This is a genomic window from Psychrobacter sp. APC 3281, from assembly GCF_030407815.1.
In the GTDB taxonomy this organism is placed as follows: Bacteria; Pseudomonadota; Gammaproteobacteria; order Pseudomonadales; family Moraxellaceae; genus Psychrobacter.
This window is the reverse complement of sequence record NZ_JASDCS010000012.1, coordinates 67,682-89,881: the sequence shown is the minus strand read 5'-3', so window position 1 is coordinate 89,881 and position 22,200 is coordinate 67,682. Positions and strand designations below refer to the sequence as shown.

Annotated in this window: 21 protein-coding genes; 7 read left to right on the top strand and 14 right to left on the bottom strand. The window is 41.8% G+C overall.

Annotated elements, in window-relative coordinates; translation table 11 throughout:
* Positions 1–73: 73 nt before the first annotated feature.
* Positions 74–1,618: a signal recognition particle protein gene (gene ffh / locus QL886_RS11630; protein ID WP_238070043.1), complete on the bottom strand. Its 1,545-nt coding sequence runs from the start codon at positions 1,616–1,618 to the stop codon at positions 74–76.
* Between the two features lie 425 nt (positions 1,619–2,043).
* Between ffh and ccsA the strand changes: the two genes are divergently transcribed.
* Positions 2,044–2,835, top strand: a complete 792-nt coding sequence (ccsA, locus tag QL886_RS11625; RefSeq protein ID WP_290178813.1) for a cytochrome c biogenesis protein CcsA — start codon at positions 2,044–2,046, stop codon at positions 2,833–2,835.
* 85 nt (positions 2,836–2,920) lie between these two features.
* On the opposite strand, the gene purU is transcribed toward ccsA, so the two are convergent.
* Positions 2,921–3,841 carry a formyltetrahydrofolate deformylase gene (purU, locus tag QL886_RS11620; protein WP_290178811.1) on the bottom strand — a complete coding sequence of 307 codons (921 nt, stop codon included), beginning with the start codon at positions 3,839–3,841 and terminating at the stop codon, positions 2,921–2,923.
* Between the two features lie 206 nt (positions 3,842–4,047).
* On the bottom strand, positions 4,048–6,117 hold the full coding sequence (locus tag QL886_RS11615; protein WP_290178809.1) for a hypothetical protein: 2,070 nt from the start codon (positions 6,115–6,117) through the stop codon (positions 4,048–4,050).
* 484 nt (positions 6,118–6,601) lie between these two features.
* On the opposite strand from QL886_RS11615, the gene rpmB reads away from it, so the two are divergent.
* Both rpmB and rpmG read left to right on the top strand, forming a co-directional pair.
* Positions 6,602–6,838: a 50S ribosomal protein L28 gene (gene rpmB / locus QL886_RS11610; RefSeq protein WP_057761372.1), complete on the top strand. Its 237-nt coding sequence runs from the start codon at positions 6,602–6,604 to the stop codon at positions 6,836–6,838.
* Between the two features lie 128 nt (positions 6,839–6,966).
* Positions 6,967–7,122, top strand: coding sequence for a 50S ribosomal protein L33 (gene rpmG / locus QL886_RS11605; RefSeq protein ID WP_010201403.1), 156 nt, complete (start codon positions 6,967–6,969; stop codon positions 7,120–7,122).
* Positions 7,123–7,307: 185 nt separating this feature from the next.
* Here the strand turns inward: rpmG and QL886_RS11600 are convergent, their stop codons facing one another.
* The 11 genes from QL886_RS11600 to ispH form a co-directional block, all read right to left on the bottom strand.
* A complete protein-coding gene (locus QL886_RS11600; RefSeq protein ID WP_201548793.1) occupies positions 7,308–7,619 on the bottom strand; it encodes a hypothetical protein in 312 nt (103 codons plus the stop codon).
* 220 nt (positions 7,620–7,839) lie between these two features.
* On the bottom strand, positions 7,840–8,151 hold the full coding sequence (locus tag QL886_RS11595) for a hypothetical protein (RefSeq protein ID WP_057761376.1): 312 nt from the start codon (positions 8,149–8,151) through the stop codon (positions 7,840–7,842).
* Between the two features lie 144 nt (positions 8,152–8,295).
* Positions 8,296–8,694 carry a hypothetical protein gene (locus tag QL886_RS11590; RefSeq protein ID WP_290178807.1) on the bottom strand — a complete coding sequence of 133 codons (399 nt, stop codon included), beginning with the start codon at positions 8,692–8,694 and terminating at the stop codon, positions 8,296–8,298.
* A gap of 211 nt (positions 8,695–8,905) precedes the next feature.
* Positions 8,906–9,598, bottom strand: a complete 693-nt coding sequence (gene rpe / locus QL886_RS11585; protein ID WP_290178806.1) for a ribulose-phosphate 3-epimerase — start codon at positions 9,596–9,598, stop codon at positions 8,906–8,908.
* A 114-nt stretch (positions 9,599–9,712) separates the two neighbouring features.
* Complete coding sequence (locus tag QL886_RS13015; protein ID WP_257019949.1) at positions 9,713–9,997, bottom strand: TIGR03643 family protein; 285 nt, start codon at positions 9,995–9,997, stop codon at positions 9,713–9,715.
* A gap of 226 nt (positions 9,998–10,223) precedes the next feature.
* The gene (gene fghA / locus QL886_RS11575; RefSeq protein ID WP_290178804.1) at positions 10,224–11,114 is read right to left on the bottom strand and encodes an S-formylglutathione hydrolase; all 891 of its coding nucleotides are present in this window, start codon (positions 11,112–11,114) and stop codon (positions 10,224–10,226) included.
* Positions 11,115–11,234: 120 nt separating this feature from the next.
* Complete coding sequence (locus tag QL886_RS11570) at positions 11,235–12,716, bottom strand: C13 family peptidase (RefSeq protein ID WP_290178802.1); 1,482 nt, start codon at positions 12,714–12,716, stop codon at positions 11,235–11,237.
* Positions 12,717–13,036: 320 nt separating this feature from the next.
* On the bottom strand, positions 13,037–14,998 hold the full coding sequence (htpG, locus tag QL886_RS11565; RefSeq protein ID WP_290178801.1) for a molecular chaperone HtpG: 1,962 nt from the start codon (positions 14,996–14,998) through the stop codon (positions 13,037–13,039).
* 503 nt (positions 14,999–15,501) lie between these two features.
* A complete protein-coding gene (locus tag QL886_RS11560; protein WP_290178800.1) occupies positions 15,502–16,317 on the bottom strand; it encodes a thioesterase family protein in 816 nt (271 codons plus the stop codon).
* A 54-nt stretch (positions 16,318–16,371) separates the two neighbouring features.
* The gene (locus QL886_RS11555; RefSeq protein ID WP_290178799.1) at positions 16,372–16,620 is read right to left on the bottom strand and encodes a hypothetical protein; all 249 of its coding nucleotides are present in this window, start codon (positions 16,618–16,620) and stop codon (positions 16,372–16,374) included.
* 59 nt (positions 16,621–16,679) lie between these two features.
* The gene (gene ispH, locus QL886_RS11550; protein WP_290178798.1) at positions 16,680–17,636 is read right to left on the bottom strand and encodes a 4-hydroxy-3-methylbut-2-enyl diphosphate reductase; all 957 of its coding nucleotides are present in this window, start codon (positions 17,634–17,636) and stop codon (positions 16,680–16,682) included.
* A 373-nt stretch (positions 17,637–18,009) separates the two neighbouring features.
* Between ispH and gmk the strand changes: the two genes are divergently transcribed.
* From gmk to QL886_RS11530, 4 genes are all read left to right on the top strand, one after another.
* Positions 18,010–18,636 carry a guanylate kinase gene (gene gmk / locus QL886_RS11545; RefSeq protein ID WP_201548780.1) on the top strand — a complete coding sequence of 209 codons (627 nt, stop codon included), beginning with the start codon at positions 18,010–18,012 and terminating at the stop codon, positions 18,634–18,636.
* A 164-nt stretch (positions 18,637–18,800) separates the two neighbouring features.
* Complete coding sequence (gene rpoZ / locus QL886_RS11540; protein ID WP_057761396.1) at positions 18,801–19,061, top strand: DNA-directed RNA polymerase subunit omega; 261 nt, start codon at positions 18,801–18,803, stop codon at positions 19,059–19,061.
* 339 nt (positions 19,062–19,400) lie between these two features.
* A complete protein-coding gene (locus QL886_RS11535) occupies positions 19,401–21,599 on the top strand; it encodes an HD domain-containing protein (protein WP_057761397.1) in 2,199 nt (732 codons plus the stop codon).
* A 105-nt stretch (positions 21,600–21,704) separates the two neighbouring features.
* Complete coding sequence (locus QL886_RS11530) at positions 21,705–22,085, top strand: RidA family protein (protein ID WP_057761400.1); 381 nt, start codon at positions 21,705–21,707, stop codon at positions 22,083–22,085.
* Positions 22,086–22,200: the final 115 nt, after the last annotated feature.

Genomic DNA, 22,200 nt, shown 5'->3' with positions numbered 1-22,200 from the left:
AACGATAAAAAGCCCCAAAGCTTCATTGGCTTTGGGGCTTTGATCAAACTTCTTAAAAATAACTAATTGTTATCTAAAAGCGGGTTTTGAACTTCTTTGGTGCTTGGTTTTGCATTTCTTGCATTTGCTTTTGCATCTCTTCGGTGCTTGGCATGTTGTTTGGATCCAGTCCCATCTGCTTAGCCATTTGTTCTGGATTCACATCTTTAGCGCCACCTTGCTGACCGCCGCCAAACAATGGACCGCCGCCACCGCCAGCATTACCACCACCCATGAGCCCTTGCATAGATTTCATCATTTTACTGATGCCTTCAGGCTTTGAGATCATTTTCATCATTTTTGCCATCTGCTTGTGTTGCTTGAGCAGACGATTAACGTCTTGAATCTCACGGCCTGAACCTGCAGCGATACGGCGCTTACGACTTGGGTTAATCTTGTCAGGGTTTTTACGCTCAAATGGCGTCATTGAGTTGATCAATGCTTCCATCTCACGTACTTTTTCTTCTGGTTTGGCGTCTTCGACGGCTTTTTGCATATCTGAGCCGCCCATACCAGGCATCTTATCCAAGAAACCTGCCATGCCGCCCATGCTCTTCATCTGCTGGAACTGGGTCAATAGATCCTCAAGGTCGAAATCACCGCCCTTTTGCATCTTTTTCGCCATTTTTTCGGCTTTATCACGGTCAATTTTCTGCTCAACTTCTTCGACCAGACTCAGTACGTCACCCATACCTAGGATACGCTGCGCGATACGCTCAGGGTGGAACAGCTCTAGCTCGTCTAGTTTTTCACCGCGACCCAAGAACTTAATCGGCTTGCCGGTGATAGCACGTACAGAAAGCGCCGCACCGCCGCGAGCATCACCGTCAGTCTTAGTTAAGATAACACCTGTCAATGGCAATGCATCATTGAAGGCTTTTGCGGTATTGGCGGCATCTTGACCCGTCATTGCATCGACGACGAATAGCGTCTCAGATGGGTTAACCGCAGCAGTTAGCGCCTTAATCTCATCCATCATGGTATCGTCGATATGTAGACGACCAGCAGTATCAATAATCAGAATATCTTGATACTGGATTTTGGCTTCTTCAATCGCACGCTTTGCGATATCAATTGGATTCTCATCTGTGCTTGAGTTCACAAACTTAGCATTCACTTGACCGGCTACTTGCTCAAGCTGTTTGATAGCCGCTGGACGATAAACGTCAGCAGAGACTAGCATGACTTTTTTCTTTTGGCGCTCTTGTAAATATTTGGCCAACTTACCAGCTGTAGTCGTTTTACCCGCACCTTGTAGACCTGCTAGCAAATAAACAACAGGCGGTTTGCCTGTCATCTCTAACTGCTGATTGGCGCTGCCCATCATTTCGGTCAGCTCGTCGTGTACGATTTTGACAAAGGCTTGACCTGGCGCTAACTCTTTTAGCACTTCAGCACCAAGCGCCTGTTCTTTTACGCGTTTTACAAAATCACGAGTGACAGGTAGTGCTACATCGGCTTCTAACAACGCCATACGCACTTCACGTAGCGTGTCTTTGATATTGTCTTCGGTCAACTGTCCGGTACCGACGATGTTACGTAGGCTCGACGATAAGCGTTCTGTTAAGGTATCAAACATAAATAACTCTCAATTAAAATGGTTTTCAATTAAATAATACGCAATTAAAATAACTCTAAATCAAACCATTAGAATGGTTCATAAATAATATTAGGATACGCTATAAGATATTAGGATATTGCATGACAAGGGACATGATAAAAGAATTATATTATCAATACTATAGCATTAACATGGCTCAAAACTTATAGTCGTTTCGCAAAGGACACAGCGCTTATAATTGTAGTCAACTTTTTACAGATGACATATTTTACGTTTTGCACTATGCATCACTGCCGAGCATTTATAAGTTATAAGCAAGATGGTGCTCAATTGGCACCCATTTTATGATAAATTGGACGATTATTCTAATCATTCTGATAATACCACTTTAGCGACACATTGAGCGGCAGTTTATGCTCAGTATAAGATGAGGCTTTTTATCTGTGCACTTTGCATTCTTACTTGCTAGCATGGCTTATATCTTAGTCAGCATCCATATTGGTTGGGCGTTGGTTCAGGACAAACCTATCCACAAAAGCATCAGTTTGGGCTTATTGCTCATCGGTATGGCGGCACATGCGGCACTGCTATATCCATACGTTGTGACGCTGTATGGTTTAAATTTCAACTTATTTAATATCATCAGTCTGACCAGTTTATTTTTCTTATTCTTTTATCTGTTGTTCTGTTTATATCGCCCTATTCTTAGCCTTGGTATTTTGGCTGCACCCACTGCGCTAATAGGTATGACTGTCGGCTATGTCGGCCGTGCACCCTATCAACCACTCACTGACGTCAGCATCGGACTTGAAATCCATATCATATTATCATTAGCTGCCTATTGTGTGCTGTTGATGGCGGCGGTACAAGCGCTATTTCTACGGCTACAAATACGTGAGCTCAAGCATCATACCATTCATCGCTTTTGGGTCAATAAACTACCTTCGTTGCAAAGTATGGAGAGTTTATTATTCGATATGCTGTTGGTTGGCTTTGTATTGCTCAGTATCGCACTGGGGATTGGGTTTATCTATGTGCAAGATTTGATGGCGCAACATATCGTGCATAAGACTGTTTTTAGTCTGCTGTCGTGGTTATTATTTGGTGTACTACTATTCGGTAATTGGCGTGCAGGCTGGCGAGGCAAACGTGCGGCTAATATCACTATTTATGCCTTTATCCTATTAGCCATTGGCTTTGTTGGTAGCAAGTTTGTCTTAGAAATGCTCCTATAAAGTATATGTTCAAAAAAAGGCGGTCAGCAACACTAGTTACTGACCGCCTTTTTTATATTTTTGGCAGACTCACTACTCATTTTTCTTAGTTAAATACCACTGTCTTATTACCCGCCACAATCACACGGTTTTGGACATGCCAGTTTACGGCACGTGCTAATACGTTGCGTTCGATATCACGGCCGATAGCACGCAGCTCTGTCACCCCTTGGCGATGCGTCACACGGTGTACGTCCTGCTCGATGATAGGGCCTTGATCAAGCTCAGCTGTGACATAGTGCGCAGTTGCTCCAATAAGCTTAACGCCTTTATCGTAAGCTTGACGATAAGGATCTGCACCCACAAACGCAGGCAAGAAAGAATGATGAATATTGATAATCTGCATCGGCCAACGCTTGACGAAATCTGATGACAATATCTGCATATAGCGCGCCAATACTAGCAAGTCGTTACCTGCCATCAACTTATGAATCTGTTCTTCTGCATCGAACTTATTATCTTTGGTCACTGGCACATGATGGAAAGTAATACCAAAATTCTGTACTGCTTGCTTTAAATCAGGATGGTTGCTGACCACACAAGTAATCTCGCAATCGAGCAGTCCACGCTGATGTCGCCATAATAAATCTAACAACGCATGATCAAACTTAGATACTAAAATACCGACTTTGGTCTTCGTTGCATTATTATGTAGACGCCAATCCATATTGTGGCGCTTAGCAACAGTATGCGCAAAGCTGGCTTCAAAATTCTCGATAATATCGCTCAAACCTGCCAAGGCAAACTCTAAACGCATAAAATATTGACCGCCTTCATGCGCCGTTGAATACTGGTCAAGCGTAATGATATTAGCGCCATAACGATGAATGAATTCAGAGACTGCCTGTACGATACCTGCCTGATCTTTGCATTTGATGAGCAACGTGGCTGTATCAATAGCGCTAGGAATCTGTTTGCTCTGAGAAGCTATGGTCGATAATGAAACCGTTTTAGTGTTGTCTGACATAATTCGCCCAATATAAAAAATAATGACTTATCGCTGAAAAATTGCTGACAGCATAGTAAACCGGTTATTTTAATCTTTTTTGCAATACTTTGCTGAACGAGTTAGTTGTTTTTGGTTATTTAAGGGGGTTTGGTTGTTTAAAAGATAAAGCAAAAACCCCCAACGTAGGGTTGGGGGTTTTTAAATTTTCAAGCAAAATAGATTTCCTAGAAAATTCGAATTGTAGTATTTTTTGAAGTTGGTGCTGGGGTAGTAACTGATAGCTTAATACTATCACCATTAGCACAACCTTCAGTTGAGATGATATAACTGACATCATCGCTACCTTCAAAGAAGTTCTGATTCGTACTACCATCTACTCGACTTAATGCAACAAGCGCAGGTACAGTCATATTACCATCTGTAATTTCTGGCTCACAAGTGAGATCATTATCAGTATTATCTTTAACGATTAGACTCAGAGCAGTTCCTGAAGGCATAGAAACTGTCTTCAAACTGCTACCATACATCTCAAATAAGATAGAACCTGGTATTACTTGAAAGTTGTAAAAAGTTGGAGTGTCATTAGCAAAACCCATAATAACTTGTTTGCGTAATACTGTCTGCAATAGATTATCGCACTGGGTGGCATCAGTGCTACTATCAACTATAAAATTAGGTAGGTTAGGTTGAGATAAAGTCGTTGCTGCACAAGTCGCTTGATCGCCGCCTTGTTGCTCACCTCTTTTATAAACAAACTCACCTGGCGTATACTTTAAATCTTCGTTATTATCTCGAAAAAAATTACCAATGTTATCTAATAGCTCGTCAATCCCAACAGTATAGACATTATCTCCATTTAGATCTGAATATGCCTTATCTCCTTCTACATAAGCAATAACACTAACTCGACCATTTGCAGGTCTAGGGTTTTGCGATGTGAAAGTTACTGTGCAATTGCCACTCTTTGTTCTACAATTTGGTGTGACAGTACCGCCTTCAGCCACAAAACTTACCACAGTATCATCTGGAACAAAATTACCTTGGCGATCCGTTAGATATGCCGATATATTGGTAGAATCGATAGCATTGTCAGCCAAAACATTTTTGCCTATCGCTAATGTCACGCCATTCTGAGTAGGGCGACCTGTTGCCACAGATATATTTTTGGCTAGTGCAAAAGTACTGATATTTGACTTCAGGGAGGCTTTAATTTCTACTGGTCCTGGGACATTCCCAGGATATAGATTTACCGTTACCTTTCCTGAAGCATTACTTTTTATCGTTTGCGTGCTACGGTTGTTTAGTGATATGAATGCAAAGTCAGACGGCGATGACTCGTTTAAACTAAGCACTACTTCTTGACTTGCTGCAGGAACACCATTGGCGTAAACAGTAAATTCTACTTGGCTAGATGAAGAGGAGCCGCTATTTTTTGCACCTAATACAACTGCATTGCTAGTTGTATATACAATAGAACTTGCCTCGATAGCTTTAATATTGACGTTAATACTTTGCGAGGACGAAGTGCTATTTGCAGCAACTGCAGTGATAATTTGAGTACCTTCACATAAATTACCATTACTATCAATAGCATTATAAGTTGTGCTCACATTTCCTTGATTAGAAGAGCTTACGCTAGCCTCTTCAAACGAACCACATGTTGATGACAGATTAACAGTCACATCATTTTGAAATTGATTAGTTTTTATGTCTTTGGTTTGCAATGTAACAATTGTAGAGCCGCCAGACTCCAAAACACTTTCACCCGTAGAAAAATTTACTAACGTAATATCAACTGCTTGTAATGAGTAGTTATAACTAGCAGTGGTTGCACTCACATTGTCATATGTTGCTGTCGCAGACAAGCTGTAACTACCAGTATCAGTAGAAGATAATGGTACGACAGACGTTGTTGCTACGCCGTCAGCATTAGTCAATACTGCTCCATTAGATGTACCAAACTGTACACCGGCACCACTAAATGTGACTAAAGCACCACTTACACCGTTACCTTCAGAGTCTGTAACAACGACTCTAGCCGTAACACCCGACATAGAAATTACTCTAGTCAGATTAGCATTTGCGTCTAATAGAGATACTGTACTAACATTTAAAACGTCTCCAATATCACCACTACCTACACCTCCATCATCAGTACCTATCGTAACACCCAAATCAGGCGCTGGAGCAATCGTATCAGTGCCACTGCCACCGCCACAACCCACTAAGGCCAACGATAATGTGAGCGCTGTTAATTGAAATATTTTGGAAGTAGGCAATGATGTATATGACATGTTTTGACTCCGCATGAGCAGTAATTTATCTGAGCAAATAAGCAAAAAATCATTACCCAGAATCAAAAGAGATTGGTAATGATACATAGATTTACAGTAATACTGGTGTATTAACAGATTGTATTAAATATATAACAGCAACTTTACTGACTTTTGTTATAACTTACAACTAAAAATTAATCTTTACTATTAAACAATCAACAACATAGAGCGCTCATTTCAGGGTATAATAGCCCTCCTTTAATTCGACAGTTATTGTAAAAATATTTGAGTATTCATCTGTTTTATGGTATAAATGTCGGCTTTAAAATTTTCTGAATTGGTCAGCCTGTTATTTGCCTTTAGATAGCAGCAAAACCAGCTCAACCTTCATATAGTTTTGTTTGGTGCAAAGCTGCCGCTTGCTGTGTCCATGCCGCAAAAACGTGCAACTTGCCCAGACTGGTATGAGAAAAACTCATACCTCATAGATTAGGAGTTCGCCATGTCTCGAGTTTGCCAAGTGACTGGAAAGCGCCCTATGGTGGGTAATAATGTTTCGCATGCAAACAACAAAACCCGTCGTCGCTTTCTACCAAACCTTCACAACCATCGTTTTTGGGTAGAGTCTGAAAACCGCTTTGTACGTCTACGTGTGTCTACCAAAGGTATGCGCATCATTGACAAACTTGGTATCGATAAAGTGTTAGCGGATCTACGCGCACAAGGTCAAAAAGTTTAAGTTAAAAATAGCAGCTGGGTGATGACTCTCATCATTGAGGCTGCTGTTTTGCTACATTAATTGTGGCAACTCACTCTTTGAGACACGTACCTATCGTTTGAAGACCCCTCATTTACAGGAAAGCTATCATGAGAGATAAAATTAAATTAGTATCAACAGCTGGTACTGGGTATTACTACACCACTACTAAAAACAAGCGCACTATGCCTGGCAAAATGGAAATCAAAAAGTTTGATCCAAAAGTACGCCAGCATGTGATCTTTAAAGAAGCTAAAATCAAATAACTGCCATCATTTGTAGAAGGCATTTTTATAAATACTTTCTATAAAGAAGTTATTTGAACAAAAAAAGGGTTTATCAATTGATAAACCCTTTTTTTACGGCTGTAGTTTGATGTTGCTAAGCTATATCTTCAATCATTCGCTTTGACTGGTATTTGCTTTAATTGGTGCTCAAAAATAACCAAATATTAGCTGTAGTGTGTTGGTTCTTTATCATATACATGCGCATGCCATTTACTCATTTGCTTTTGCATAATGACCTGAATCGCAGCATGAATCATGTGTTGACCAATCGCTTGAGTATCGCTACCAAGTAGCTCTTTTAGCTTGTCAGAAAAATCAATAGTCATCAGCGGTGCTTCATCTTGTTCAGCATCACGCAACAACAATCTACCATCATCTGCTTCCACCAGCTCTAATGTGGTTTCTTTGGCAAATCCTGCAAACTGATCGCTATTCTCGTTATCTACTTCTATATCATTATCGATATCGTATGGCATTAATGTGTTCCTTATTATCCCGTTTAGTACTGGTAGAGAAACTAGTCATTGCAAAGCAGTCATTTCTAAAAATAAACTCATTCGGCAAACCTATCGTCTTACAGTAACGCGGGTAAATCTGTCTTACTCATACAATGGACGCTTTAACACTCGAATTCAAGGGCTGTCACATAAGTCTTCGCTATAAAAGCAAACTTGAATACCATTTCGTTTGTATGCATTAATGCCAATAACGCAACTTTCCTAATGTAAATAAGAAGGCCACAAACATTCCAAGGTAATAAACTAGCTTTAGCTCAAGGCTAGGATCACGATACTTAAATGGCAGTGCAACGGTAGCCGTCGCAGTAGGCAATATCAGCAGCATAAGCAGCCAGTTTTCAATGACATTTAGCCAACCTTGTAAGTCGGTTCCGTGACGTAGTGACGCCAACCCCATTAGCAAACAAGCGATAATTAAGCTGGTAAATAAGCCATTTGGTAAGTCTTTAGGATAGATAATTTTAGCAATACTGGCTGGTACGATTCTCATATAAAATTCCAGTCATGCTTGTAGAACATGGCTTAATGATTAAAAAATATAAAATATTACGACATTATATAAGCACGAATAAACAATATAGGTGCAAATAAACGATACAGACGCGAAAAAGCATTATATCTGCAGCTAAACAACTTAACTATAAGTACCCATCAGCCATAGCATCGATATACAAGAGGTCAAATAACCCAAACTAATCGCATTCCAACTCTCAATATGCAGACCTTTAACTTTATTGAGTATGCGAGAACCTACCCAAAAGAACAGCGGAATACCTAACATAAATGCAGGCACAATGACCGCTGCATGACGCAGCACGGTTTCGACATCATCACCCACCATCAGGCGAAAGCCATAACCTGCCAAACTAAGTACAAGTGCAAACATCGCTAAGCCAATGGTAATGCCTCTAGGTACCAAACTGCGCTGCGGTGTTTCACTTGTAAGTGACTGCCTAGTCTGCTGATTCAACGTTTCATGAGAGTTTACTTGCTCACAAGGTTCTGTTGAACTGCTAGAATTGTTTGTGTCCATATTTCACCTTTACGCGACTGACCGTTATATATAATTGATTCAATTTAAAAGAGAGACAAGGCAACTGAATGCAGATGTAACTGTGATACTTCAAGCGAGGTTAACGCTGTAGCTCTTTTATATCGGATTAACTATATAGTCATAAGTTATACAGCACATTCTAATATTATTATTGTATGGCTAATAGCGTTTATTAACCATACAACACTCGCTAGCTGTTGTTGTTGGCTAATAGCAACTCTGCGCGCATCTCATCAATAGCCGCTTTATAATCTTCTTGATTGAATATTGCAGAACCCGCAACGAACATATCAGCGCCCGCTTCAGCAATCGCACGTATATTACTGGCTTTGATACCGCCATCAACTTCCAATCGAATATCTCGACCACTGGTAATGATACGCTGACGTACCTGACGGACTTTATCTAAAGTACTATCGATAAACGATTGACCACCGTAGCCAGGGTTCACACTCATTAATAAAATCTGATCTACTTTATCCATAACATAATCAAGATAATGTAATGGTGTCGCTGGGTTCAATACCAAACCGCACTCTGCACCGCCATCTTTGATCAGTTGAAGCGATCGATCGATATGAGCGCTGGCTTCAGGATGGAAGGTAATGATACTAGCACCCGCTTCCAAGAACTGCTCAATCATACTATCGACAGGTGAAACCATCAGATGCACATCAATTGGCGCTTCAACACCATAGTCACGCAATGCCTTACAAATCATGCTACCAAACGTCAAATTGGGTACGTAATGGTTGTCCATTACATCAAAATGAATCACATCGGCACCCGACTCTAGTACCTTCTCCACTTCTTCGCCCAACCGCGCGAAGTCAGCTGAGAGTATCGACGGTGCAATAAGATAAGGTTTAGCAGGACTGTTCATAATTGAGCTACCTAATTCATGTTTATATAAGATATTGATAAATTAAAAAGAAAATTCCAAGCGGCTCACATATGCTGAGAGCCTTTTATATAATGATGTTAAATACTTAATGGTTTAGCGCTGCTTATATTGAGTTTTGCAATAAGCACGGCCAACTTCGAAAGAGCGCTTTGCCTCATGTTTGGTAGCACGATTGCTCACTCTTTGACGCCATAAGCGAAAAGATGACGGCTTTAGCTCTTGGCGCATGAGTTTGATAACCCCAGTCTCATCGAGACCGTAGCTATGCTCTATAGCACCAAATGGCGTTCTATCTTCCCATGCCATCTCTATCACGCGAGATATTTGCACGTCATCAAGTACTCTATCGCCAGCGTCGTTGACGGTTTTTGCAATCAGCTCGTCTGACTTAACTTGAGACACTTCATCACTATAATCAATGTTACGTTGTTTTTTTTGTAGAGCAGCATCCATATCAGCTTGCATAGTCGCTTTTGTAGAGCTCGTATCTGCTGACTTATTCTTCGAATTAGAAGCTGTCAAATCTTGATAACTTGCCATAAAAATCACCTTCTGAGCATGAATGGAATATCGAAAAATGTATCACGGTCATCTGCAGGACATCTTAGCTCATTTGAGCCATATGCCAATGATGTTCGATATGATCATTAATCACCGTTTGGATAAAATAATAACTGTGGTCATGCCCCGCTTGATAGCGTAATGTTAAGGGCTGTTCGGCTTTTGCACAAGCATCTTGTAGTTTAGAGGTCTGTAGCTGGCCTTCTTCTAAGAAGTTATCAGCTGCGCCTTGATCAACCAAAATGCTCGAATACTGCTGACCGACCTTTTCGATCATCTGTGAGGCGTCCGCTTGTGCCCATAGAGACTTATCATCACCGAAGTACTCTGTATAGGCAGCTTGCCCCCATGCAGACTCACTTGCCGCACATACTGGCGATAAAGCCGATACGCTGACAAACTTACTTGGGAACTTAAACCCTAGCAATAACGCGCCATGACCACCCATTGAGTGTCCTGTGACACCGATGCTATGAATAGGAAACTCTGAACGTAGTAAGTCATATAACTCATCGACAATATAGCTTTGCATATTGAAATTGTCTGACCACGGCGCTTGAGTCGCGTCAACATAATAGCTTGCACCTTGACCGACAAAATAGCGATCGTCGTTTGGTACGTCGCTGTCTTCACTACTTCTAGGCGAAGTATCAGGTGCGATAAGTATCATACCAAGCTCGCTACATTTTTGCTGAAAATGCGCTTTATGAGTGACGTTATCAGCATTACACGTCAAACCTGATAGGTACAATATCGCAGGACAACGTCGTCCAGCCAAGGCTTCATCAGGTAGGTAAATACTAAACGTCATAGAGGTTTTGGTAGATGTCGACTCGTGGCTATAATAATGCTGCTCACCGTTAAAGCAACGATTCACGCTTTTTTGGGTAAGCTGTTTATTGGTAGATAAACTATGACTATAGGAATTTTGCATGAGTGATATCCTTTTATTCAAAATAGAACCAATGACGATGTTTAATAAATGCTCATCATCTAATAGTAAATCTGATATTGGCATTTATTAAATGCCAAATCATACTTTGTATTTATTCAGCTATTCAGCAGCTATCTCTACTTCGTCTACTGACAGATTAGTAGCACTGTCAGGTAGAGTATTAACCGTTATAGAAGTAGCATTATTTGTAATACTAGCAACGGATGGCCGCGCCTTATCAAACAATACTTGCTCAAACGCAGGCAATGCCGTCTCCATTAAGCTACCAATGACCATTTGCGGCTCTGATGGCTCAAAGCCCATGGCGCTCTCACGCTCATTGACCCGTATACTGGCATCCTTAAAAGCCGACTCAAAACTGGTATTCCCTCGTAGGCTTTCAGCAAAAAACGCTTGACCAAAATAGGTCATCTCAGCTGTATTCGTGCAGCCAAACGATGCTTTGTCAGCGGCTGACGCAGTAATCACTACCGTGGTTGGCGATGCCAATTCGTCAATAAACGAACCTGAGTAGCAGGCAGACACCACAATCACACGCCAGCGGATACCAGATGCGTCTAGCGCGTCACGCAACCAAGTAGCATCTAAATTATCCATCGCAAGCGGCGGATTTGCCAATTGGACGATATCCTGATTACCATGTGAAGACAACGTCAAAAACAATACATCTTCATCAGCATTCATCTGCTGACCGATTTTCTTTAGACCGCGCAAAATGCTGGTCTTAGTAGCAATTGGCTCATCGAGCCAGCTATAAGTATTATTAATCAGCGATAGTGAATGGCCGCTGGTACCAAAGCGCACATCAAACAGCTCACGCACCTTATTAATCTCGGAGCGAAAGACGTTTTGATCAGAGAACCCTGCAACTCCCATAAAGTACCAGTCGGTTTTGCCATCGATACTTGGGTCTATACTATCCAATGCTTGCTGTAACAGACGTGGCTGCTGATATAGTGCCGCCTCTTCTAATACAGGCTCTACAGGTATTTGCTTAAAGATCGGCTGGTCTGCGACATTACGCTGCCAGATAGTCAGCAACGCTACCGCGCCAACCAATACAATGATTCGCTCCCACCATGGTATACGCAGACGACGGGAGAAAATCCACAATAGAGCTAGCGTTTGCCATAAGAACAATACTAAAAACAGTACTGGTAAGAACGAATAACTCCAATTTGGCAACCAACCATAGCTACCAAAAAACTGCACCAAGCTCTGTAATAAGGCTGACAATGTATCGGCGACCAACCACAGCACTACTGGTACAAATACCAATGCTTGATTGCTCGCTCGCCGAGCCAAAATAATACCACCAAGCAAAATAATCATCGGCCAGATCAAATAACTGACCAATCCTTGCTCATTAAATATGCTGCCACTTTCAGCAGCTAACCATGAAAATAAGACATTACTACCAAGCGCCAATAGCGCAAATACGGCAAACTGTACAAAAGTGGGTTTAACCCAAGAAAAAGCCCGTGTTGAGCCCACTAGCATCCACAAGGTTGCAATAATATTTGCAGCGAAATTGAGCGAAAAACGCTGAAGCGAGACGGTTTTTAACGACGTAAGTGACAAAGACTTAGACCTCTAGCCAGTCGAGAAAAATAAAATAACTCAATGATAATTATCTTAATGTAACAGCCGCGCGGTGCAATCAATTGACGATTTTTTGTACAGCATGCAGACATCGATTTATATTGAATTCACGATGGAGTGATTATAGAAGATGACTAGCACTGCCTAATATTTTAGCTCGCTAATCTATCGCGATTGTAACGGATTGTCGGTTAAGAGGATAAGGCTGATTTGTAAAATTCACTCAAATTTGGCTAAAAATTCAAATAAAAAAGGAGGCCTCTTATATAAAGCCTCCCTTTTTTACTAATTACTAAACATTATCTCATCAATAGCTCATTGACGCGTTTTAGGTAAGCGGCTGGATCGTCTAGCTGACCACCATCTGCTAACAATGCCTGATCAAAAATGACTTGCGCCAGACTATCAAACTGATCACTACTTTCAAGCTTTTTGATGAGTGGATGGTCAGGGTTTACTTCTAGCGTTGGCTTACTTGCTGGTACGTCCTGACCCATTTGCTGTAGCATCTGAATCATTTGTGGTGATAGCTCACCTTCACCTACAACCAAACAAGCTGGACTATCGACTAAACGCGTCGATACTTTGACGTCTTTAGCACGCTCGCCCAGTGCAGCTTTTAGTTTATCAACAACAGGCTTTAGCGTTTCTTGGGCTTTCTCCGCTTCCGCTTTTTCTGCTTCATCTTGCAAGTCGCCTAAATCTACTGCGCCTTTGGCGATGTTTTGCAGCGGTGTCTCATCGAATGAGGTCAAGAAGTTCATTGCCCATTCATCAACACGGCTGGTCATCAAGATAACTTCAATGCCTTTTTTCTTGAATAGCTCAAGTTGCGGGCTGTTTTTCGCAGCAGCTAGGTTATCAGCGGTGAGGTAGTAGATGGCTTTTTGGCCATCTTTCATACGACCTTTATAATCTTCGAAGCTTGTTACCAAACCGTCTTGGGTGCTGGTAGCATAACGCAATAGCTTAGCAATACGTTCTTGATTGCCTGCGTCTTCGCCTAGGCCTTCTTTGATGACATCACCAAACTCTGCATAGAACTGAGCAAACTTCTCTTGCTTGTCACTGTCTTCGCTATTGGCAAGACTTGAAAGCAGCGTCAAGATACGGCGAGCGTTACCATCACGAATAGATTTTACATCACGTGACTCTTGTAATAGCTCCCGGCTCACGTTCAATGGTAAATCTGCTGAATCAATCACACCTTTCACGAAACGCAAATACATCGGTAGCAATTGCTCAGCTTCGTCCATGATAAAGACGCGCTTCACATATAGCTTTAGACCATGCTGCTGCTCACGAGTGTATAGATCGACTGGCGCTTTTTTAGGGATATATAGTAACTGCGTATACTGTACGCGACCCTCTACACGGTTATGTGTCCAAGTAAGCGGCGCATCCATGTCATAAGAAATATTCTTATAAAAATCGACATACTCATCATCTTCAATTTCAGAGCTTGAGCGCGTCCATAGTGCACTGGCTTTGTTGATTGTTTCCCACTCATCAGTGAGTACCATCTCGCCACCAGCAGGTGTGTCGTCGTTTTCGTCTTCTTTTACATCTTCTTGCCAGATCTCTTTACGCATCTGAATCGGCAAGCTGATATGGTCAGAGTATTTATTAACCAAGCGCTTGATTTTGCTGCGATCCAAGTAATTATCTTCGCCCTCGCTATATTCTTCTTTTAAGTGCAAAGTAATCGCTGTACCCCGCGTGTCTTTGGTAATAGGTTCAACAGTAAAGCTACCAGTACCATCTGATACCCAGCGCACGCCTTTATCCGCAGGCTCGCCCGCTTTGCGTGATTCGACACTGATGGTATCAGCCACAATAAAACCTGAGTAAAAACCAACACCGAACTGACCAATCAATTGTCCGTCTTGCTTTTGTGATTCAGACAATTTGTCTAAAAACGCCTTGGTGCCTGATTTAGCAATCGTACCTAAGTTTTCGATTGCATCGGCTTCGTTCATACCAATACCATTGTCGGTAAAGGTAATAGTTTTGGCAGCTTCATCGACAGCGATGCGGATTTTTAATTCGCCATCATCTTCATAAAGGCTATCATCATTTGTACCTTCAAAACGCAACTTATCACAAGCATCCGACGCATTAGATACCAACTCGCGGACAAAAATATCAGCGTTAGAATATAGTGAATGCGTTACCAAATGCAGTAATTGCGCCACTTCCGCTTCAAACGTATGTTTTTTTAATTCTGGATTCAGACCTTCAGCTTGAGTTGCTTCACTCATAAAAACTCCTTTAAATTCTATGAAAGACCTATTATCAGATAACGATATACTCACTAAAGCCGTTCTCATAATGTTAGATAACTTGCCGTATGTAATAACGTTAAACTGTCTATACTAATAGGGGCATTGAGAAAAAATTCAAGCTCAAAATCTTTATTCCATAAAAAACACCGCGCTTGTTTATCAAGGCGGTGCTCTGGTGTCAGTTATTTATTTGCTCAGTCATTTTCTGACATAGCAACCAACGCGCAAACACCAGCAACTATTCTGAATATGCTTCTATCAATATATCCCAGAGAGTCGTCAGCTTTTTTGAAAATTGAGTATGGGTTTTCATAGTAACCTCTATGTTGATTAACATCGGCTTGTTAGTAATATTATTTTTTTAGTAATATTGTCTTGTTAGCTACTATTAAAACCATTTTTCCATTATTTGTATAATTAATTGATTACAACATATCATTTCATTTTTAAAAACTACAAGCTGGCTGACTCTTAGCCTTTTAACGTGGCATCGGACGAATAGTAAGGATTTGCTCACTACGACCAAAAGGGCCGTATACATCGTGCAATACCGCACTGGTCAATCCGATACCATCATCGCCATATTGTTGTACAGCCTCGATACCCAGCCAGCGACCTTTTGGCGAGCGATGCATATGGATTTGCAAATCAGTATTGGGAAACATCCACTCTAACTTAGACAAACCAAGACCCAATCTTGGTACAACACCATTGGCAGTATCGACCATACCTAATAGATGCACCAAATCATCAGTCGCCTCACCTTCAATCATGTCGAGATCATTGGTAATCCATACCATACCGCGACCAGCACGACGGTCTTCTGTTGCTACTAGACGTACGCTTTCGATAAAGCCGCCCGGCCAGCCTTTCATACCTTCCCAAACTGGTAGTTCTTCAGGTTTGTATTCTGCTGGTTGATCTTCAAGTCCGGCAATCTCGCTGGTATCTTGAGTAATCAGTCGCCACGCTCTTGCAATAATAGCATCGCGGCCACGGCTACTCATGACCGCTTCGACCAGCTCAATAGTCTTGCCTGGTCGGATACAGCGAGTAGTGATAGTAAAGTCGTCAAGTGGTATTAGCCCCAAGATATCGAGGCTCACACGTGCGATACGAGTATTGGGTTGTGGCGCAAAGCTGTTGATCTCGGCTGTTAATAGGCCTGTTGCTGGCGCCATGTGCTGCTCATGCTCATTCCAAGCACCTTGAGCATGCTTGGTTGGCTGATAATGCGCCACACTGACACCGTCTTCTTGTAATTCTCGTTTAATAAATTTGTAATAAGCAGTCATAACTATCCTATATTTGGCACTTTCATCTGTATTTCTTATTTAGGCTTGTACTTTTTATTTGTGGGTAAGCTCTTGTTTTCTTAGTGTGAGAATACGGCGAGCTTTTTGTAAGAAAAATAGTAAACAGATCATGACTACTGCGAGCATCGCATAAAAAAAGCTTTTTTCTGCCATAAACTTCATGATATTCATAAACAATACGAAAACCACTGCTGCCATCACTAGCATATTGAGCTTGAGTTGCTTGTTGACTTCAGCGAGCGTGGCCTCTGCCAATATAAATCTGGCTTTTGGTTCTTTCATGCGACCTTATCCATATCAATGATGATTCATAAAAATATAAATACAAACACGAATATTAGTTACTTACCAACCTGAGTAACAGGAATCCGCAACGCTTTCGGCAGACTAAACGTCACATTTTCTTCAATACCAGATAGCTCACTAGGCAAATCACCACCCCAGTCTTGCAACTGTTGCAATACTTCTTGGATCAACACTTCGGGCGCGGATGCACCAGCGGTCACTCCTATACTCTGCACACCATCTAACCAACGCTTCTCCATCTCACTGGCATTATCAATTAAATACGCACGGCAATTCATACGCTCAGCCAGCTCACGTAAGCGATTAGAGTTTGATGAGTTTGGCGAACCAACTACCAAGACCACTTCACAGCGACTGGCCAAATCTTTTACCGCATCTTGACGGTTTTGAGTAGCATAGCAAATGTCGTCTTTGCGAGGGCCTTGGATACTAGGGAATTTTTCACGTAGCGCATCGATAACGCGCGCAGTATCATCCATCGACAAAGTTGTCTGAGTCACAAATGCCAAGCGTTCAGCATCTTGTACAGTCAATGCGGCCACATCACCTTCATCTTCGACCAGATGAATCTGCCCACCATGGCGACGATTAAAGCGCCCCATAGTACCTTCGACTTCTGGATGTCCTGCATGTCCTATCAACACGGCATCCATCCCATCTTGCGCGAACTTGGCCACTTCGATATGTACTTTAGTTACCAACGGACATGTTGCATCAAACACAGTAATATCACGGCGACCAGCCTCATCTTCAACTGCTTTAGACACGCCGTGAGCAGAAAAGATAACAACGGATCCATCTGGCACTTCGTGAAGCTCTTCAACGAATACCGCACCACGATTGGCCAAGTCTGATACCACAAACTTATTATGCACAACTTCATGACGGACATAAATAGGCGGCTCGAAACGTGTCAATGCTTCATTAACAATCGCAATTGCACGGTCCACACCAGCACAAAATCCACGGGGATTGGCAAGATAAATTTGCATAAAAAGGCCTATCATTGGATAATTTATAGTTAAAACGTATTTTGAATGTTTTCATTCAAAAGTTGGGGCGAAATCAATGCTCTACTTTAGCATAATTTGCTTTTATCGCTCTCTAAAATAGCTGTCTACTCGTAGCAATATTTTGTGGGCAAATCTCAGCATGCTTACGACATATTGTAAAACCAGCTTTAACTTGTATAAAAGCAGTTTATAATAATGCATCTATTATAATTTCTAACGCCATACATGATGGCATTTTTTATTTTTTCCAGTCTTTGTTTTTGACTGAGGCACTGCTTAACTTTTTATCAACACGCATTTATTACAATACATTTTACGAGTTACTAAGACACCTTCTATTAGGATACATTGTATGACAGGTTCATTATTCATCGTTACTGCCGCTTCAGGTACTGGCAAGACCTCACTGGTTAAGCAACTGCTTGCTACCACCAATGACTTAACGGTCAGTGTCTCTCATACCACTCGCGCACCGCGTCCAGGTGAGATTGATGGTCAGCACTATCATTTCACAGATACCGATAGTTTTACCAATGGTATCAATGCGGGTCTATTTCTAGAGCATGCTGAAGTATTTGGTAACTATTATGGCACGTCAGAGGAAAGTGTTCGTACCCAGCTAGCGGCGGGTATTGACGTTATTTTGGAGATTGACTGGCAAGGCGCGACGCAAATTAGAAATATCTTTCCCGATGCCATTATGATTTTTATTCTACCACCCAGCATTGCGACATTACGTCAACGTCTCTCAACCCGCGCGCAAGATTCTGTAGAAGTTATAGAGCGCCGTCTAGCTGGTGCGGTCACCGAAATGGCACAATATGTGAATGCTGACTATGTAGTGATCAATGATAATTTTGACGTAGCCTTAGCTGAGCTAAAAGCCATTATCGTGGCCGACAGGCAGACACTTAGTCGTCAGCAGCAGCGCTATCATCGCACGATTAGCAACTTGCTAAACACTCAGGTAGAAGAGTAAACTACGCACAAGCAGCTAATCTCGTAAGTAGACATAAAAAGCAACTACGCGACTTGGCAAAAAATGCTATAATATTTAGCTATCCCCCTTTATATTTTTGATATTATTTTTATTAAGTGGCGGGCAAAGTCCGTTACTAATAAAAACAACCGAGGTAGCTATTTATGGCACGAGTGACGATTGAAGATTGTTTGGATAATGTTGATAATCGCTTTGAGCTAATTTTGGTCGCAAGCAAACGCGCCCGTCAATTGGCCAAAGGTATTGCCGAGCCGTTGGTTGACGTTGATAACGACAAGCCTACAGTATTGGCACTACGTGAAATTGCCGCTGGCAAAATCACACGCGACATCCTAAATCAGCCAGAGCATAATTTTGCTACTAGCTCATTAGATTTAGCATTATCAGGCGACCACAGCTTCTAATAAGCTGTTTTGATAAGATGTATTTTATGAAGCCAATAGTGTTTTTATAAAATAAATACACATCTTGATCAACTATAGAGACCACAGCATAGGCTGTGGTTTTTTGGTTGTAATAATAATGTATTGGCTATTTTGGTCACCATTTATCCCCAAAATAGACCACTGAGTGAAATTTTTTCATCGCCCACACGCTTATCAGTTGACATTGAAAGCGATTTGCGATTAATTAGAGAATGGCGTACTCATCCTTAAGTTTTGTATGGTAGGTCATTATTTAGCCTCCATTTGCTTCGGTAAGTGGCCCAACAAGTAGGTCATGGAAAATAGGATCATCATTTTATGAGTCAAACCCTACCCAAACTCAGTCATCACCTCGTCGATGATGCTCAATATAATTTACTACGTTCGGTAGGTTATCTCACTGCTGCTGAGCGCCGTGATATTGTTGATGCTTGTGAGTTCGGAGATATTGCGCACATTAAAGACAAGCGCAAATCAGGGGAACCTTATATCACGCATCCAATCGCTGTCGCTGAGATACTAGCGGGCTTTCGCTTAGATCGAGATACCATCATTGCAGCAATTTTGCATGATACGGTCGAAGACACCGAAGTCAGTGATGAGCAAATCAAGCAGCGTTATGGTGAAATTGTATCAAGACTGGTCGATGGTGTGACCAAACTAAAGTCATCTTCACATAACAAGCAGCAGAATAAAGCGGCCACCTTTCATAAAATTCTGACCGCCACCCTCGCCGACCCGCGTGTACTGATTATCAAGCTTGCTGACCGTCTACATAATATGTCTACGCTTGACGCAGTACGTCCTGAAAAACAGCGCACCACAGCTCAAGAAACCTTAGATTTTTATGTGCCATTTGCCCGATTAATGGGTCTGAATGATATTGCTGACTATATCGAAGTATTGTGTTATCGCAATTTAGACTCTGATATGTACAACAAGCTGTCTGATAAACTGCTACAGCATGGGCTTGGACGAAACTTTCAAAGAGAGTCCATTCATCGTTATTTAAGTATCGTGCTAAATAACTTGGATCTCAATGGTCTGGTCAAGGTATTGGACAATCGCGTGGTCATATATCGTCAATTTTTCCGCAATCGCGGTGAGATTAATGCATTACTGCGTCATTATGCGTTTGAAATCGTCCTCGACAATATCGAAGCCTGCGACAAGCTGGCCTATTACTTAATCAAAAAATATCAGATTGATGATACCCATATTGCGGATAATATTCGTCGTCCGCTACCAGGCGGTAACCAATCCCTGACTCTCATTTATGAGCGTGATAATGATGTGGTAAAAGTCACTATATTGACCAAGCAAATGCAAAGCGCTGCAAGACTTGGTGTCATCGGGGCAGAGCACGCATCTGATGTCAGTCAGTCGGTTATCCAAGCGTCATTGCGCAACATGAAAGATTTGGTCGATGAAGATAATCTGAATGAAAATAGTCCTGATTTCTCAGCAGCAGTCTCTACCATTAATGAGCTGATGGATTATCTGCACTCTAGTAAAATCATTTGCTATAGCCCTCAAGGGCGTGCTTACGAGCTTCCACAGGGTGCAACGGCGCTAGATTTTGCCTACGCGGTCGGGCCTATGATTGGTAACGTGGCCGTTGGTGCAAATATCGATGGTAAAGCTGCAAAGCTTGGCACCGTGGTAAAAAATGGACAGTCCGTTGAGATAGAAGTAAACAGTCACTCAGAACCAAAAGCTGAGTGGCTGGGATTTGTAGTAACTAACAAAGCCCGTGAAGAGATTTTACGTTGGTTTAAAGATTTATCTGTCGCTGACAAACAACACCATGGTAGACAGGCATTGGATCGTGCGCTCCGAACGCATCAGAAAAGCTTTGATGATTTGACAGATGCTGACTGGAAAGACCTGACTGAATGGCGCGGCCTAACTGAAAAAGATGCGTTATTTGAACAAATAAGCTCAGGTACGCTACTTCCTCAGCTAGTCGTGACACGTTTATTTAGCGATGAGCTGAGCGACCTACAGGCAAAAGTACATAGCGATGACATGACCCAACCGCAACAGCTGATTGCAAATGCTGCTGGCGTCGAGCTTGATTTTGCCAATTGCTGTCATCCGATATATGGCGACCCTATCGTAGGGCATCTATCGCGTCATGGTTTGGTCGTTCATCGTCATAAGTGTTTCTCACTGGACGATATCCGAAAAGACAATCCTTATCAGGTGATCCAATTACGTTGGCGCAATGACAATGCGGTCAAACAAGGTGATATCGGCGAGCATGACCTAAAAAACAGCGGCAAGATTCGTTTTCCTGCTTATTTAAAGCTCTCTATTGCGCTTAGTGACGAGCAAATCAGTGAAGTTATTTATCACTTACGCCAGCTCAATATGGGTGTGGAAACCGTTGATGTTCGCAATACTGATACCATCATTCATATCGTGGTACGTAGTCGAAACCATTTAGCACAGGGTATCCGTGAACTACGCTCGCTGCTAGGTTTCCCTAACATTATACGGTTATATCAATTATAATAAGCACATTTGCATCACTGCTATAGTCGTGATGCAAATAGCTAAAATAGAACTGCTATTCTAGTAGCAATGAATCACTCACATAAAATATAAAAGGGACACCCCATGACTCGTCAAACCATCCAAACTGATAAAGCACCTGCAGCGGTCGGCACCTATTCTCAAGCTGTAAAAGTCGGCAATACTGTTTATATCTCAGGTCAGCTTGGTTTTGATCCTGACACGATGGAGCTAAGAGAAGGTTTTAAAGCACAGGCTGAGCAAGTATTCGAAAACATCAAAGCTATCTGTGAAGCAGCTGGTGGCAGTTTAAATGACGTGGTCAAATTCAATGTATCTTTGACTGACTTGAGTGATTTTGCTGTCTTGAACGAAGTGTTTGTCGCCAATCTAAGCGAGCCATATCCTGCCCGCGCTGCCGTCCAAGTAGCTGCTCTACCTAAAGGTGGTGTGGTAGAAATTGAGTCTATTCTTTATATCGAATAAGACAATATTGAATGCTTAGTATTAAGTGCTAATTTTAGCAACAGCCTATAAGTCATATCACCATAAGCTTAGCATCATGCTAAGCTTATTGGTCTCCGTTCTATTATTCTGATCT